Annotated in this window: 15 protein-coding genes; 3 read left to right on the forward strand and 12 right to left on the reverse strand. The window is 45.3% G+C overall.

Annotated elements, in window-relative coordinates; genetic code table 11:
- Positions 1–4 precede the first annotated feature (4 nt).
- The 11 genes from rpsF to pilM all read right to left on the reverse strand — a co-directional run bounded on the left by rpsF (position 5) and on the right by pilM (position 10152).
- Positions 5–394 (reverse strand): 30S ribosomal protein S6, encoded by a 390-nt coding sequence (gene rpsF / locus R7Z10_RS22110; protein ID WP_005381299.1) that lies wholly within the window; start codon positions 392–394, stop codon positions 5–7.
- A gap of 244 nt (positions 395–638) precedes the next feature.
- Positions 639–1310, reverse strand: coding sequence for a ribulose-phosphate 3-epimerase (gene rpe, locus R7Z10_RS22115; protein WP_005381300.1), 672 nt, complete (start codon positions 1308–1310; stop codon positions 639–641).
- A 92-nt stretch (positions 1311–1402) separates the two neighbouring features.
- Positions 1403–2242 (reverse strand): Dam family site-specific DNA-(adenine-N6)-methyltransferase, encoded by an 840-nt coding sequence (locus R7Z10_RS22120; protein ID WP_137282402.1) that lies wholly within the window; start codon positions 2240–2242, stop codon positions 1403–1405.
- A 69-nt stretch (positions 2243–2311) separates the two neighbouring features.
- Complete coding sequence (locus R7Z10_RS22125; protein ID WP_137282403.1) at positions 2312–3823, reverse strand: SPOR domain-containing protein; 1512 nt, start codon at positions 3821–3823, stop codon at positions 2312–2314.
- A gap of 52 nt (positions 3824–3875) precedes the next feature.
- On the reverse strand, positions 3876–4976 hold the full coding sequence (gene aroB, locus R7Z10_RS22130; RefSeq protein WP_005381318.1) for a 3-dehydroquinate synthase: 1101 nt from the start codon (positions 4974–4976) through the stop codon (positions 3876–3878).
- Between the two features lie 32 nt (positions 4977–5008).
- Complete coding sequence (gene aroK, locus R7Z10_RS22135; RefSeq protein ID WP_005381319.1) at positions 5009–5527, reverse strand: shikimate kinase AroK; 519 nt, start codon at positions 5525–5527, stop codon at positions 5009–5011.
- A 187-nt stretch (positions 5528–5714) separates the two neighbouring features.
- Entirely contained in the window at positions 5715–7460 is a 1746-nt protein-coding gene (locus R7Z10_RS22140; RefSeq protein ID WP_031779065.1) for a type IV pilus secretin PilQ, read from the reverse strand.
- 25 nt (positions 7461–7485) lie between these two features.
- A complete protein-coding gene (locus R7Z10_RS22145; RefSeq protein ID WP_005381321.1) occupies positions 7486–8001 on the reverse strand; it encodes a pilus assembly protein PilP in 516 nt (171 codons plus the stop codon).
- Entirely contained in the window at positions 7991–8584 is a 594-nt protein-coding gene (locus R7Z10_RS22150) for a type 4a pilus biogenesis protein PilO (protein WP_005381322.1), read from the reverse strand. Before R7Z10_RS22150 ends, R7Z10_RS22145 begins: the two co-directional genes overlap by 11 nt.
- A complete protein-coding gene (locus R7Z10_RS22155) occupies positions 8577–9152 on the reverse strand; it encodes a PilN domain-containing protein (RefSeq protein WP_005381323.1) in 576 nt (191 codons plus the stop codon). The genes R7Z10_RS22150 and R7Z10_RS22155 overlap by 8 nt, the downstream gene beginning before the upstream one ends.
- Positions 9136–10152: a type IV pilus biogenesis protein PilM gene (gene pilM, locus R7Z10_RS22160; protein ID WP_005381324.1), complete on the reverse strand. Its 1017-nt coding sequence runs from the start codon at positions 10150–10152 to the stop codon at positions 9136–9138. Before pilM ends, R7Z10_RS22155 begins: the two co-directional genes overlap by 17 nt.
- A 144-nt stretch (positions 10153–10296) precedes the next feature.
- On the opposite strand from pilM, the gene R7Z10_RS22165 reads away from it, so the two are divergent.
- A complete protein-coding gene (locus tag R7Z10_RS22165; RefSeq protein WP_005381325.1) occupies positions 10297–12858 on the forward strand; it encodes a penicillin-binding protein 1A in 2562 nt (853 codons plus the stop codon).
- A 53-nt stretch (positions 12859–12911) separates the two neighbouring features.
- On the opposite strand, the gene oxyR is transcribed toward R7Z10_RS22165, so the two are convergent.
- Positions 12912–13823 carry a DNA-binding transcriptional regulator OxyR gene (gene oxyR / locus R7Z10_RS22170; RefSeq protein WP_005381326.1) on the reverse strand — a complete coding sequence of 304 codons (912 nt, stop codon included), beginning with the start codon at positions 13821–13823 and terminating at the stop codon, positions 12912–12914.
- A gap of 169 nt (positions 13824–13992) precedes the next feature.
- Between oxyR and R7Z10_RS22175 the strand changes: the two genes are divergently transcribed.
- Both R7Z10_RS22175 and R7Z10_RS22180 read left to right on the forward strand, forming a co-directional pair.
- Positions 13993–14721, forward strand: coding sequence for a redoxin family protein (locus R7Z10_RS22175; protein ID WP_005382781.1), 729 nt, complete (start codon positions 13993–13995; stop codon positions 14719–14721).
- A 191-nt stretch (positions 14722–14912) separates the two neighbouring features.
- Positions 14913–16385 (forward strand): dihydrolipoyl dehydrogenase, encoded by a 1473-nt coding sequence (locus tag R7Z10_RS22180; protein ID WP_104979780.1) that lies wholly within the window; start codon positions 14913–14915, stop codon positions 16383–16385.
- Positions 16386–16453: the final 68 nt, after the last annotated feature.

The raw sequence follows: 16453 nt of genomic DNA on the forward strand, positions 1-16453 counted from the left end.
AAACTTACTCAGCAGCTTCTGACTTAGCTTCAGGCTTAGCTTCAGAACGCTCTTCACGACGTGGAGCACGCTCTTCTTTTTGCTTAAGCATGATAGATTGCTCAGTGATCGCTGCTTTAGTACGCATGATCATGTTACGTAGAACTGCATCGTTGAAACGGAAAGCAGTTTCTAGCTCATCAATTACAGCTTGGTCAGCTTCAACGTTCATAAGAACGTAGTGAGCTTTGTGAAGCTTGTTGATTGGGTAAGCCAGTTGACGACGGCCCCAGTCTTCTAGACGGTGGATTTTACCGCCAGCTTCAGTGATTGAACCAGTGTAACGCTCGATCATGCCAGCAACTTGCTCGCTTTGATCTGGGTGCACCATGAATACGATTTCGTAATGACGCATTGGTTGCTCCTTACGGATTATTCAGCTTCCACAAATGGCTCAGTCGTCCAGAGGAAGCAAGGAACTAAAGATAATTGACTGAGTTTAAGGAGCACGAATAGTACAGAAAGGGCGTAAAATAGGCAAGTGATTATTTGCTCAGCGCAGTGGATATTTAATTTCTTCTAATACTAGAAAACACAAAGGCTGCCAACAAGCTGGCAGCCTTTAAAATCAGCGTGTTATTGCGCTGGCTTATCGGTGCTTATTTAACTTCAGCCAGTTCAGCGCGCATTTGATCGATCACTTGTTTGTAATCTGGCTCACCGAAAATCGCCGAGCCTGCAACAAACATGTCTGCGCCCGCTTCTGCAATTTCACGAATGTTGTCAACCTTCACACCGCCATCGATTTCTAAGCGGATATCACGACCAGACTCGTCAATCATCTTACGAACGGCACGCAGTTTATCTAGTGTATGAGGAATGAATGATTGACCACCAAAACCAGGGTTTACCGACATCAGTAGAATCATGTCGACTTTATCCATAATAAATTCAAGACTTGCAAGTGGCGTTGCTGGGTTTAGTACCACACCAGCCTGACAGCCGTGCTCTTTAATTAACTGCAGTGTACGGTCTACATGATCAGAAGCTTCTACATGGAACGTAATCATCGACGCACCCGCTTTTGCGAAATCAGGAATAATACGGTCAACGGGTTTCACCATTAGGTGAACATCGATTGGCGCTGTGATGCCATAATCGCGTAGTGCTTTACACACAGGCGCACCAAAAGTCAGGTTTGGTACATAGTGGTTATCCATAACGTCGAAATGCACCACATCCGCACCCGCTGCGAGTACTTTTTCTACATCTTCACCGAGACGAGCAAAATCTGCCGATAAAATGGATGGAGCAATAAGAAAATCTTTCATACCTGACCTCAGTAGTAATGAGCAAACAATCTGCGCGCAATTCTACCGAAGCCAGTGGGGAGATCCACTATTTAGATATAATAGTGTGAGAATTAAGAGTTTGATTTATCCATGTCTGGGGCATGAAAAAGCGCAAGTAGCTCATCAACTTTATTACGACCGTTACCATTACGGCTAATGGTACGCTTTACTTTTACCACATTAAGATCCGCGCCGTGATACAACCGACGTGTCAAGGTAGTGTCGTGGTTAGAAATCAACACAGGAATGCCACGTTCAGTCGCTGTTCTTTCAGCAATGTCGGCTAATGCAGCTTGGTCGTCCAACGTGAAACCATTACCTGCGTATGAGGTGAAATTTGCCGTATTTGAAAGCGGCGCATAAGGTGGATCGCAATACACGACGCTCCCTTTGCGCGCACGACGAAATGTTTCAGGATAACCTTCACAAACGAACGTAGCTTTTTGGGCTTTTTCTGCAAAAAACTCCAGTTCCGCCTCAGGGAAATACGGCTTTTTGTAAGAGCCAAACGGTACATTGAAGCCACCTTTTTTGTTGTAACGGCATAGGCCATTAAAACCAAAGCGGTTCATATACAAAAACGCTAAAGAGCGGTACATCACGTCATCGGTTTTATTAAATTCAGCGCGAATGTGTAGGTAGGCTTCTTTGCGGTTGTTCTCAGCGACAAACCAACGCTTCGCTTCAGAGATATACTCTTCAGGGCGTTCTTTCAGCAGGTTGTACAGATTGATCAAATCTGGATTGATATCTGCAAGTAGATAATGGTCATAATCGGTATTCAGAAACACTGAGCCCGCACCAACAAAAGGTTCAACTAGCTTTCGAGCCGGCGGCAAATGACGTTGGATGTCTTCAACCAGTCCGTATTTTCCTCCTGCCCATTTAAGAAAGGCTCGTTGCTTTTTCATCTACTGCTCTATCTATCGACCAAAAATTAAGGCTGCGGAATGTAACATATTTTTCAGGGAAGCTCAGGTTTATTTCACTCGTTCAATTTCACGGTGAACCTGACGGAGTGATTTTGCCCAAGGACTCACCGACTTAACCGAATCTGGCAAGCTTGCGACGGCATCACGAGCCATTTGAATTGTCGGATAATCTTGATATGTGATGATATACCACTCGGTGTCATTACGAACGGTAGGATAAATTCGCACTTGATTATTCAGTTGATGCTCATTGAGAAAGGATTGTACATCTTCCATTGAGGTCATAGCTGCGAGTTGTAAAGTATAAGCTCTTGGCGATAGCGCTTTTAGTTCTTCACGGGCAAATGAAAACTTCACAACAGGTTGGTTTACGTCACCCTCTTCTGACTGAGCAGGTGCTTGCGCCATATCTTGATTCGGTTTTACGACTTTAATCAAAGGAGAGCTAGTTTCATCGGCGGTTTCTGTCTTCTCTATACTTACGACGTCATCAATCGCTTTTGTGTCTGCTGAATCAGTTTTACCTTCAAGCAATGCATCGACCACATTCGACTCAATCACCACTCTTTGTTGATTGTCATCACTGCCTACGCTCGCTACTTCTTCTGTCACTGCTGGCGGTAATGAATCAGAATCATCAACCGCACCAGACTTATCAGGACTGCTAGAACCATCGGTTACAGGTTGCAGTGAAGACTGCGCTGCACTGATTCCTGACTCTTCAAAAGTTGGAATAGCCGTTTGCTCTAAACTGCCAGCAATTTGCTGCGCCTTATCATCAGGACTTGGTTGACTAAGCATCCACCAATAGCCACCAGCAGCAAGCAACAGTAATACTAATACCACCAACGCAATATTCAGGGGTGAACCGACAATCGAGCGGATAATGATCCTTTTTTCCACTTTCATCTCTCCTAACGCCATGATGTCACCCGGTACTGGGTCGACTTTTTTAAATGCATCTCGAACCCGTTTCTCAGACTCATCATCGACGTAGCGCGCAACAAGTGACTCAAAGAAACGACGAGCTTCCACTTCGGACAACATATCAATATCAAGCTCAACAGGCTTTATCTCTTGTCCATAACTGAGACGTGCTAGCAAACCTTCTAAACGTCCAGACTGTGTAAACAATAAGACATTGATGGTCCAATTTGGCTTATGGTGCGCCTCTAAGACCAGCATCCAAAGCTCAGAGATAAGTGTCTCACTCAATAAATGCGCATCATCTACAACAATTGCAATGTCACACGGCTCATCACCTAAAAGCCTTTCAAGGCTATCAAGTAAAGGCTCTTGCTGATTAAACAATGCGTCCGAAACTAGTTGACTCAAAATAAGGACGCGATGCTGCACATCGTCTTGATTAGAATGACAAAGTAACAAACATTGATTCTTGTTACTGGCACCCACTTCAAGGTATCGCTGCGCTAACCAAGATTTCCCGTACCCATCATGACCATTAATCGCAATGAGATTGGAACCAAAGTTAGTAAGTAGACCTAATCTATCAAGCAACTCGATTTGAGAATCTAATTCCAGTACGTGAGCAACACTCATCTAATAACCTTAATACACTACAAGAATGACGCCCAAAGGCGCCATTACAAGGTTAAATATCGCGACCGAAGTCTATTGCCTGCTTGAGTACGTCTTGCGTCGTATCAGCAATTACCTCGGCAGTGCCAATGCCTGTAGGCAAAACCAATCGTAATTGACCAGAGAGGACTTTCTTATCTCGCATCATGTGCTTGATGAAGTCATCGAAATTCATACTGTCTGGAGTATGCACAGGCAGTTTTGCACGACGCAAAATCGCAACAATACGCTCAAATTGCTCTTCCGAGATCAGACCGCGTAGATGCGACGTTTTGGCCGCCATAACAGTGCCGGAAGATACCGCTTCACCATGCAGCCAATTGCCATAGCCAAGTTCCGCTTCAATCGCATGACCAAAGGTGTGACCTAAGTTAAGCAAAGCACGGATGCCCGATTCTTTCTCATCCTGAGCCACCACTTCCGCTTTTATTTCACAGCAACGTGCGATCGCATAAGTTAGTGCTTCTTCATCCAACGCATACAAGCGCTCAAGATTGTCTTCTAACCATACAAAAAAATCTGCATCGTAAATAATGCCGTACTTAATGACTTCGGCGATACCCGCAGCGAACTCACGTTCAGGCAACGTCGACAGGCAGTTGGTATCAATGATCACGGCTTTAGGTTGGTAAAACGCACCTATCATGTTCTTACCCAACGGATGGTTAACCGCGGTTTTTCCACCAACCGAAGAGTCCACTTGGGATAGTAATGTGGTCGGTATTTGAATAAAATCGACCCCACGCTGGTAACAGGCAGACGCAAAACCCACAAGGTCGCCAATAACACCACCACCTAACGCGATGATCACAACATCACGAGCATAACTCCCTTCCAGTAAGAAGTTCATTACTTGATTAAATACATCCAAGTTTTTGTACTGTTCACCGTCAGGCAATTCTAACAAGGATGCACTACAACCGAGCTGCTCGAGTTGCTTTAAAATTTTGTCTGCATACAAAGGCGCCACTGTGACATTACTGATCACAACAACTTTTTGTTTTGCATTTTTGTTTGAGAGAACTTGAGAGAGGTACGCCGGGTCCTCAAATAACCCGGCGCCAATAGAGATTGGGTAGCTACGCTCAGCTAGGTTGACCGTAATCCGTTCCATCGGTTTGCTCCAATTAAAAAAAAGATAAAGACTTATCTCTCTTCTAGCATTTTTACGATCTGGTTGGCTACCACTTTTGCACTTTGATCGTCAGTGCGAACAGTGTAATCCGCTACTTCTTCATATAAAGGATTACGTTCTTCAGCTAATTGCTCCAGTACTTCGCGAGGGTTATCCGTTTGAAGTAAAGGACGCTTCTTGTCGCGGTTTGTACGCGCAAGTTGCTTTTCAATCGTCGTTTCTAAGTAAACAACAACACCACGTGCCGAAAGACGATTGCGGTTTTCTTTGCTCTTAACAGAGCCACCGCCAGTCGCAAGCACGATGCCTTGCTCTTGTGTTAGGTCTTCAAGTACCGCTTCTTCACGCTTGCGGAAGCCTTCTTCACCTTCTACATCAAAAACCCAAGAGATGTCTGCACCAGTGCGTTCTTCGATCACTGTATCGGAGTCAACAAACTCCATATGCAGTTGCTGTGCTAGATGTCTACCAATTGTACTTTTGCCGGCGCCCATTGGGCCAACAAGGAAAATATTACGTTTCTCAGCCATGTTTAGCAGTAATTTACAACATTGATTCAATAAGATCGCCACAAGAAAACACAGCTAAACTGCTGTTCTACAAGGCTTGTGGCACCAGTTCCTCACAGATAATTCGTGATAAGACCCGAAATTATCCAAGCATGGTGCCACTATTGCAACTTTATTTTTGATTTAATCAGTTTTTCCCGAGACAGAACTACTGAATCACCACCTTAGGCGTGACGAAAATTAACAGCTCACTTTTGCCAACATTCTCATAACTTCGACGAAAAAGAGCACCTAATAGCGGCAGGTCGCCCAACAAAGGTACTTTGTCCACCGAGTTAGTAATGCTGTGCTGAAAAATACCACCAAGAACGACCGTTTCACCGTTATTCACTAACACTTGCGTCCCGATACGTTGAGTATCAATCGCAACAGCTTCACCAGTGCCTGTCTTCACGACTTGTCCAGGTCTATCTTGCGTGACACTTAAATCCAACACTAAGCGGTTATCCGGTGTGATTTGCGGGGTCACTTTCAAACTTAATACCGCCTTTTTGAACGTCACCGTCGTTGCACCACTTGATGATGACTCAAGATAAGGAATCTCTGTACCTTGTTCAATATAGGCAGGCTTCTTATTGGTAGTGATCAAACGTGGGCTCGAGATAATCTCAGCTTTAGACTCTTGTTGCAGAGCAGAAAGCTCAAGATCCAACAAGGTGTCTGAACCTAACTTCGCAACTTGGAAAGCAAGACTGGTCGCATTCGGACTGGTTGCAGCTAAGTTTACATTTAGGAAGTCATCGATCCCTACTCCATCACCGTCACCACCGTCATCACCCCCTTCTCCATTATAGAGACCGATCGTGGCAAGGTTGTTCTCAATAGAACCGCCCACTGTATTACTGCCATTAATAGACGTAAAACCCCAACGAATACCTAGCTCGTCCATGTTACCTTCATTGATGGTCACAATACGCGCCTCAATTTGAACCTGTTTAACTGGAATATCCAAAGACTCAATAATTTCTCGAATCACCTCGATGTTTTCAGGTAACTCTCTAATCAATAACGAGTTAGTTCGCTCATCAATGGTCATACTGCCGCGCTCTGACAGCATGCTGATATTTCCTTCTCCATTGATCATCTCCGCAATGTCTGATGCTTTAGCAAAATTAACTTTGATGATTTCAGATGAAAGCTCTCCCATTTCTTCCGTCAGTTTTTGTTTTTCTAACTGCTGCTTCTCACGCAAGTCCAGCTCATCAGTCGGAGCAACTAAAATCACGTTGCCATCAACACGCTTATCTAACCCCTTAACTTGCAAAATAATATCCAGCACTTGCTGCCAAGGGACACCATCAAGACGAAGCGTGAGGTTGCCTTCTACAGAGTCGGAGACAACCAAATTGAATTGGTTGTAATCAGCAATAAGCTGCAAGACGTTTCGCACAGGAATATCTTGGAAGTTAATCGAAATAAGCTTACCTTCTCTTTCTAAAATGCTTTTATCTGGGGCTTTCTCATTGGGTTTGATCTTCGCTACTTTGATTTCCAAAAAACGCCCCGTTAAACGGTAATCATGCATGTATTCTTCATTGATGTGCGCAACCAAGCGCGTCGTCGAGGTGTCGCGAAACACTTCTACGCTCTCAACCACAGTCGAAAAGTCTTTCACGTCTAGGAGATACAATTGCTCGTCTTTTACTGAAGTGTTAAGCAAATCGATACTTAACCCTTCCTGTACACGCTTGATATCTACAATCGCGGCCGGTGACGCCAATTCGACGACAATCACGGCGTCTTTATCTTTATTAGTTCGAAAGTCGATACTTTTTAGGGCATTGGACGAAACTTCTTCTGCTGCAGCTAAAGGGGCTAAAAATACAAACAACCATAAGGAGAAGAGCCCAGTAAGTATCCTTGGTGTACGTGTTAATCCTTGTCTCATTTTCATTACTCAATATCAAAAATAAATGGGGCTATCTCAAAGCCAACTTAACTTTACGTTTTTGCCAACATCCTAAGCCGTCGGGCAACGTTTCATTAATCAACAAATAGGAGTGGCTGACATGGGTCACTTTGCCATTATTGCGTCCAAGGTATTGACCCGGCTTAACTTTATAGACGGTGCCATTGGGAGCCTGAACGAGGCCAGAAACCGTGTTATCCATGCCCATGACCCCTTTCAAACGTAATTGGCTTAATGGGAATCTTTCTAATTTTCCAGTTCGCCTTCTTGAGGGCGGTTGCCAACAATCTTTTCTTGCAACTGGCTGAGTCGCGATGGTGGCTTCTTTGGGTAATTCAAAGGGTGCACGCTGTACTTCCGGTGCGTACGTGACTGCAACATACTTGTCTACGGGCTTAAGCTTCTCGACCTCTCGACGCGCCTGTGTTTCCACTCCTCGAATAAAATCCGTCAATGATTCATCATTCGCCTGGCAACCCATCAATAGAGAACCCATCAGTACCAGCAACAAAGACTTACTTGTCATTTTTCGTCTCCTCCGGCTTAAACTGATAGGTGTTAGCGCGCACCCGAAAGTGCAGGGTTTCGCTCTCTTGGCTGACACGTTGCCAAGTCACATCTTTAAACGTGATGATTCGAGGTAGCGTCGCTATCGCCTGAGAAAAATGGCCGATGTCATGAAAGTCGCCCGTTAACTCTATGTTTAAAGGGAGACGATAAAGGAAGTGCTCTGATTGTTTTTCGCCCCAGTCGATTCGGGTGAAAGTCAGCTTATTGTCGATGCCAAGTTCATTCACTGAAGCGAGCATTGTAGCCAGCTCTTTTTGCGCAGGCAGTTGCTGCAGTAATAACTCGTAACGGGTGGTAAGTTCATCCAATTGAGATTGAAGCTGAGGCAACGCTGCCACTTTGTTCGCTTTGATCTTCAATGCCACCTTGAGTGTCTGCTCCTGCTGGATCAAGTGATTCAACTGTTCGTCTTTCGGTTTAAGGTAAAACCAATAACCTAAGCCTTGAATCACCATGATCAGAAGCGCGATTACTACAATCTGGGGCAACAATGGCCACTCGGCCATTTCATCTATTTCGAGATCCTGCCAATCAACCACGTTGAGCCTCCAATTTCTTCTCCGTTACTTTGAACATGAAAGACACTTTGAATGTTTGAAACTCTTTCCCAAAACGGGCTTTGCCGTGAACGATGGAATGCATTTCTACGTCGTTCAACTTGGCCGAGCGCTCCATGTTGTCTAGCATCGTGGCAAGTTTTGGAGTGCTATCTGAGATCCCAGAGATCTCAATTTCCAGATCATTCATTTTGATCTTGTCGACATATACACCTTCAGGGATAACGGCAGGCATTAAGTTCATGAACTCGGTCGTTTTGTTTCGTCCGTTTTGTAAACCTTCAACGACCTTTAGACGTTCGAGGATTTTGCTGTGCTCTTGCTCTGCAATTTTCATTGCTTCAATACGCTGGTCGAGTTCGGCAATGTAGTGAGTGAGGTAATCGAGCCGCTCCTGTTGTTGATCTTGTTGGTACTCAAAAAACTTTCCAATACCCCACTGGATGCCAACAGCGACCAACATACCTAATGCGACCAAACTGATGAAACGACGTCGGTGCTCTTCTCTTTGATTCTCTCGCCAAGGAAGTAAATTAATGCGATAAAGCACGGGCGCCTCCTAGCCAATGAATGCCACGAACGGCCAGTCCGGCTGCTGTTGAGAAATGCTGCCAATCCACAGCACGACGCTTACGCTTAGACACCTTCATCTCAAATAGCCCTAGCGGATTTAGCAATTCACACTCTAACGACAATTGTTGAGACAACTCCTCTGCGAGCATGGGAGTGGAGGCCCCTTCCCCTGATAACCAGATACCCTTGATGTTTTGTGAGCCATTGATTGAGGTATAGAGCTGCATCTGGCGCTTTACTCGCTCTACGATTTGACGGTTAAACAGCTCTGTTTTCTCCTGAGCATCATCGGACAGAAAATCGACTGGAGAAGCGCTGTTTGCTCCGCGTGTGCCGTAAGCAAACTCTTTGTGAAACAGTTCACCTTGTTCGGTAAACATGGTGAAGGAGCTCGATAAAGTGCCAATATCGAGTAAGCAGTATTTGTTTTTGTCAGGAAAGCGATCGGCGGTGAGCTTCCAGATATGACCAAGGCTTTGCGAATGCACGTCCACTAAAACAGGTTTTAGTCCGGACTTTTGTAATGCATCGACTCGGCCTTCTACCACATCTTTTCTTGTCGCAAACACTTGATAGCTATCACTGCCACTCTGCCCGCCCTCAGCGCGAAGACGAACGAAGTCTAAACTCAGCTCTTCGACAGGGAATGGCGATTGATGAGAAAAGGCTTGTATCACTGCAAACTCAACTTCACTCTCTTCAAGATTTTGTTCTATTTGCAGTTTCTTGCTAATTACCGAGTTATCAGGAACTGAGATCGCAACTTTTTTAGCACCAAAAGGCAGTTCTTTTTTTATCTGCTTGAGGGTCTTTACAATTTCTTGATGATTTATGGTGTTATTTTCAGCGACAATACCTTCCTTTAGTAATATTTCTTTGTAACCCAACAGAGCGTAATTGTTGCCTGTGGGTTTAAGTACTACGGCTTTGAGGCTGTTATGGCCTATATCGATGCCGGTAACGATTAGCTTATCCATCTCTTACTCTCGCTCCGAAATTTCTTCGTGCAAAGGTTGTTATTAGCATCCAAATAAGAGTTAATATCTCTTATGTGCTAAATTTTTGACCTAAGAGTACAAGGGTTTGCCGTTACACAGCCTCAACCAATCAGGGATTCTCCGGTGAAGTTCATAAAGCGTTTATTATTTTTAACATTGATTTGCATAATTCTTGGAGTCACCACAATATTTGGCTTCTATCAGTACGTGAAGCCTGAATTGCCAGATGTTGCAACTCTAAAAGACGTTGAATTACAAACACCTATGAAGGTGTTTAGTCAAGACGGGAAGCTGATCGCACAGTTCGGTGAAAAGCGTCGTATTCCTGTTACTTATGACGAAATTCCTCAAGACTTAATTCACGCGCTCATCGCAACCGAAGATAGTCGTTTCTATGAGCATCCTGGTATCGACCCTATCGGCATCACTCGTGCAGCGGTTGTTGTTGCGGTTTCAGGCTCGGCTAAACAGGGTGCAAGTACGATTACGCAACAGCTAGCTCGTAACTTCTTCTTATCTAATGAGAAGAAGATCATGCGTAAGATTAAAGAGATTTTTATTGCTATCCATATTGAGCAGCTTTTAAGTAAGCAAGAAATCATGGAGCTTTATGTCAATAAAATCTTCCTTGGTTACCGCTCATATGGCTTTGGTGCTGCCGCTCAAGTGTATTTTGGCAAGAGCCTTGATGAATTGACGTTAAGTGAGATTGCAACACTCGCTGGTATGCCAAAAGCGCCATCAACCATGAACCCAATTTACTCTCTTGAGCGCGCAACAAAACGCCGTAACGTTGTATTAATGCGAATGCTTGATGAGAAATACATTACACAAGAGCAGTATGACGAAGCACGCAATGAGCCTATTGTGGCGCGTTATCATAGCGCTGAGATTGAGCTTTCCGCACCTTACGTAGCAGAGTTGGCTCGTGCATGGGCAGTAAAAGAATACGGTGAAGAAGAAGCTTATACCTCTGGCTTGAATATCTACATGACTGTGGATTCTAAACTGCAAGATGCTGCAAATACGTCTGCGGTAAATAACCTCTTGTCATACGATGAACGTCATGGCTACCGTGGTGCAGAAAGTGTGCTTTGGAAAGAAGGGGAAGCGGCCTGGGACAATGAGCAAATAGAAAAGCACCTGAAGAAACAGCCAACTTATGGTGACCTTTACCCTGCGGTTGTGACGAAAGTCGATGATAAGACGGCACAAGTATGGGTTAAGAACCATGAAGAGCAAACCATCCCTTGGACTGGAATGCACTGGGCGCGTAAGTACATTACTGATAACCGCCAAGGCTCAACACCAAAGTCAGCGCATGATGTGCTAGCGACAGGTCAACAAGTTTGGGTTCGCGAAGTAAGTGAAACCGATGAAGATGACAACACAACACTGAGCTGGAAACTGAGCCAAGTGCCGACAGCAAACACCGCGTTTGTTGCGATGAACCCAGAAAATGGCGCGATATTGTCGCTGGTTGGTGGTTTCAACTTTGTTCACAGCAAGTTTAACCGTGCAACCATGTCAGTGCGTCAGGTTGGTTCAAGTATCAAGCCTTTCATCTACTCGGCAGCAATTGACAAAGGGCTGACTCTAGCCACTTTGATTAACGATGCGCCGATTAACAAGTGGGATGCAGGTTCTGGTTCAGCTTGGCGACCAAAAAACTCACCACCGACTTATGGTGGTCCAACGCGTCTTCGCCTCGGCTTAGCTCAATCAAAAAACGTCATGGCAGTGCGTACACTCCGTGAAGTTGGCCTCGAGGAGACACGTCAGTACCTTACTCGTTTCGGTTTTGATATTAACCAAGTACCGCGCTCAGAGACCATCGCACTCGGAGCTGGCAGCTTAACACCAATGAAAGTGGCACAAGGTTACTCTGTGTTTGCGAACGGTGGTTATTACGTTGAACCATTCTATGTAGAACGCGTGGAAGATGCATTCGGTGAAGTACTGTTTAAAGCCAATCCAAAGAGTGTTTGTCATAAGGATTGTCCGCAAATGAGCGAGCAGCCAGAAAATCGCTACGCTGATGAATTTGGCGAACAAGACGTCGCAATTGATGGCCTTGCAACAGACAATGCCCTTGAAAATGATGAACCTCAATATGCACCGCAAGTTATCTCTGAACAGAATGCATTCTTAATGCGTGAGATGATGTACAGCAACATTTGGGGTGGCGGTAACTGGCGTGAAGGCACAGGTTGGAATGGTACAGGCTGGCGCGCGCAAAAACTTGGTCGTCGAGATATCGGGGGTAAAACGGGTACAACGAATGATTCCAAGGATGCTTGGTACAATGGCTATGGACCTGGTGTCGTTGCGATAGCTTGGGTTGGCTTTGATGATCACTCACGTGCACTTGGCCGCACCACTGTTAACAGCAACCTAGGGCAAGGCCAAATTTCTGGTGCCGAGTCGGGTGCGAAAACCGCAGAGCCTGCTTGGATTGACTTCATGCGTGTTGCGCTAGAAGGGACGCCGGAGCAAGGTAAAAATATTCCAGAGGATATTATTCGAGTTCGTATTGATCGCAACAGCGGTATGCTAACGCACAAGGTAGATAGCACATCAATGTTCGAATACTTTGAAAAAGGCACGGAGCCTACCGAATACGCTGGCGACCGTTTAGAAGATAGTATTTATTCTTCAGGCTCTGGCGCAGAAGAACTGTTCTAAATCACAAAAGCACAAGGGAGAGCATCAAGCTCTCCCTTTTTTATGTCTGCTTCTTATGCTGCAGCATTCAATGATGGATAAGAAGCCAACACCTCTTTAATCTTCGCTGCTAAAGCTTCAAACCTAGCTCGTAATGGTGAGCCCGGACGGTATACGAGAACGATATTACGCGAGGGGGTTGGGTTAACAGCTGGTACGTAGCATACGCCATCTTTTTGCTTCTCATTAGGGATAGAAAGCTGAGGCAATAACGTAATCCCCGCACCGGCAGCAACCATGTTGCGTAACGTCTCCAAGCTGGTGGCTTTAAAACGCTCATCGTCTTTTGCACCAGCGGCAAAACAAAAACCTAACGCTTGATCTCGCAGACAGTGGCCGTCTCCCAACGCTAAAACGGTTTTACCATTCAGCTCCAACATATCAACATGGTCGAGAGAGGCCCACTCGTGGTCACATGGCACTGCGACACTTAATGGCTCTTGATACACTTCGATCTCTTTAAATGGCGCAGTTTCATCAACCGAAGCTAAAACTAAGCAATCTAGTTTACCTTCTTCCAATTGACGCACTAATTGATGTGTCTGAGCTTCGTGCAGAAATAGCTCCAGCTCAGGAAATGCTTCTTTTATCTGCGGCAGAATTTTGGGTAATAGATAAGGCCCAACCGTCGGGATGAAACCAATATGCATCGGTCCAGTCATGGCTCCGCTTTGACCGCTTGCCATATCTCTGAAGGTTTTCACTTCACTTAAGATGCGTTTAGCCTGCTCCACCAGCTGTAACCCTGAATCGGTAAACAAAACACGTCGGCTGCTTCGCTCTAAAAGCGTGGTCCCGAGTTCATCCTCTAGTTTACGAATTTGCCCACTCAGTGTTGGCTGACTAACAAAACATGCCTCTGCCGCTTTGCGAAAGTGCTTATGTTCCGCAAGTGCAACTAAGTACTCAAAATCTCGAATATTCATAATTCACGCTTCGCTTCTATAACAATAGCTAATACCTATCAAAACCATAACACCAAACGATTAGAGCTATCAAAGGATTTTTACAATAATGGGCTCAACAAAACGAAACAGAGCGACGAAAAACGCTAAGCTCTATACGCATAATTTAAAATAGTTAAAGGAAATCATTATGTTTGTATCTAAAGAAGGTCAACAAGTCCCTCAAGTTACTTTTCCAGTTCGTCAAGGTGACTCTTGGGTGAATGTAACGACCGATGAACTATTTAAAGGTAAGACCGTTATCGTATTTAGCTTACCGGGTGCATTTACTCCAACCTGTTCATCAAGCCATCTACCTCGTTACAACGAATTGTTCCCTGTATTTAAAGAGCACGGAGTGGATGAGATTATTTGTGTCTCGGTCAATGATACGTTCGTGATGAATGCATGGAAACAAGACCAAGAAGCAGAAAACATTACCTTCATCCCGGATGGTAATGGTGAATTCACCGATGGCATGGGTATGTTAGTGGATAAAAATGACATCGGCTTTGGCAAACGTTCATGGCGTTACAGCATGCTAGTAAAAGATGGCGTAGTGGAAAAAATGTTCATTGAGCCAAACGAACCAGGCGACCCATTCAAGGTGTCAGACGCAGATACGATGCTGAACTACATAGCGCCTGACTACAAAACGCAAGAATCCATCACGGTGTTCACTAAACCAGGCTGCCCTTTCTGTATGAAAGCGAAACAAAATCTAATTGACCACGGTCTTCAATATGAAGAAGTAATTCTGGGTAAAGACGCAACAACAGTTAGTCTACGAGCTATATCTGGTCGCACGACTGTTCCACAAGTCTTTATCGGTGGCAAGCACATCGGCGGTAGCGAAGAGCTAGAAGCGTATCTAGGCTAAGCTGTCCATAGCCTACACCCTCGGTCTCCGGTGCCTTTTGGCTCGGAGGCCAACCCTAAACCACTTCTTCTACTAGTCTAGATAAGTAGTTATCTGCCAATAAGGTGACTACTTATCCAGATTCAACTATCCAATTCACTCTCCAAGCTCAATGTAGCTAGCTTGGCTTAAAACAAAAGCGAGAGTTCACGATGAAACAAGTTAATGTCGACGTAGCGATTATTGGTGGCGGGACGGCTGGTCTTGGTGCTTATCGAGCAGCAAAAGCTCATACCAACAGCGTGGTAATGATTGAGGGCGGTCCCTACGGAACAACCTGTGCTCGTGTCGGATGCATGCCGTCTAAGCTGTTAATTGCGGCAGCAGAAAGTGTTCATCAAATCGAAAAAGCACCTGGATTTGGGATACACCCGCAAGGTGAAGTACGAATTAACGGACGAGAAGTGATGGATCGTGTAAAGCGCGAACGAGATCGTTTTGTTGGCTTTGTGCTTGAAAGTGTCGATGATATTCCCGCTGAAGACAAACTATCGGGCTACGCGAAGTTTGCCGATGACCACACTCTCATCATAGATGATCATACTCAGGTCACCGCACAGCGCATTGTTATTGCGACAGGATCTCGTCCGACATATCCGGCAGCTTGGAATGAACTGGGTGATCGCCTAGTGATTAACGATGATGTATTTGACTGGGATGACTTACCAGAGTCCGTGGCAGTATTTGGCCCAGGAGTCATCGGCCTTGAATTGGGTCAGGCTTTACACCGCCTAGGAGTGAACGTGAAGCTCTTTGGCCTTGGAGGACAAGTGGGCCCACTGACAGACCCAGAGGTGATGGCGTATGCAGATAAAGCCTTTAAGGAAGAGTTCTACCTTGATGCAGATGTAAAAGTCGAAAGCATGAAACGCATTGCTTCGTCAGACAATGACGGCGAAGACAAGGTCGAAATCCAATTCATCAACCATGATGGCGAATTAGAAACTTTCGTTGTCGATTACGTATTGGCCGCAACGGGTCGTCGTCCAAACGTCGATAAGCTGGCGATCGAGAACACCAATGTGGCTCTCGATGAACGTGGCGTACCAACGGCGGATCACTATACATTGCAAACTTCGGTAGAGAGCATCTTCATCGCAGGTGATGCAAGTAACCAAATTCCACTGCTGCACGAAGCCGCTGACCAAGGCCGTATTGCTGGAGACAACGCAGGCCGTTTCCCAGATATTCGTGCGGGTCTGCGTCGCTCACCAATTTCAGCCGTGTTCTCCGACCCTCAAATTGCTATGGTTGGCGAAACATATAAACAACTAGAAACACGTTTAGGCACATGTGGATGTTTCGCAACCGGTGAAGTCTCGTTTGAAAATCAAGGACGTTCGCGCGTCATGCTTCGTAATAAAGGTATTCTGCATGTCTACGGAGAGCAAGGCACTGGACGTTTTTTAGGTGCAGAAATGATGGGCCCGAATGCAGAGCATCTTGCGCACCTTTTAGCGTGGGCGCACCAAAATAGGATGACGATTTCTGAGATGTTAGATATGCCCTTCTATCACCCAGTGATTGAAGAAGGCGTCCGCACCGCTCTACGTGATTTGAATTCAAAACTACACTTAGGGCCAGAAATGGTGAAACATTGTCTTGACTGCGGCCCAGGCTGCTAACGCTTTCAGGCTTCTATCTAAATATAAAGCAAAGCCTCGTCATCAACGAGGCTTTGCTTTACTACTTT

It is taken from the genome of Vibrio sp. Vb1018 (assembly GCF_033338775.1).
Classification (GTDB): domain Bacteria; phylum Pseudomonadota; class Gammaproteobacteria; order Enterobacterales; family Vibrionaceae; genus Vibrio; species Vibrio alginolyticus.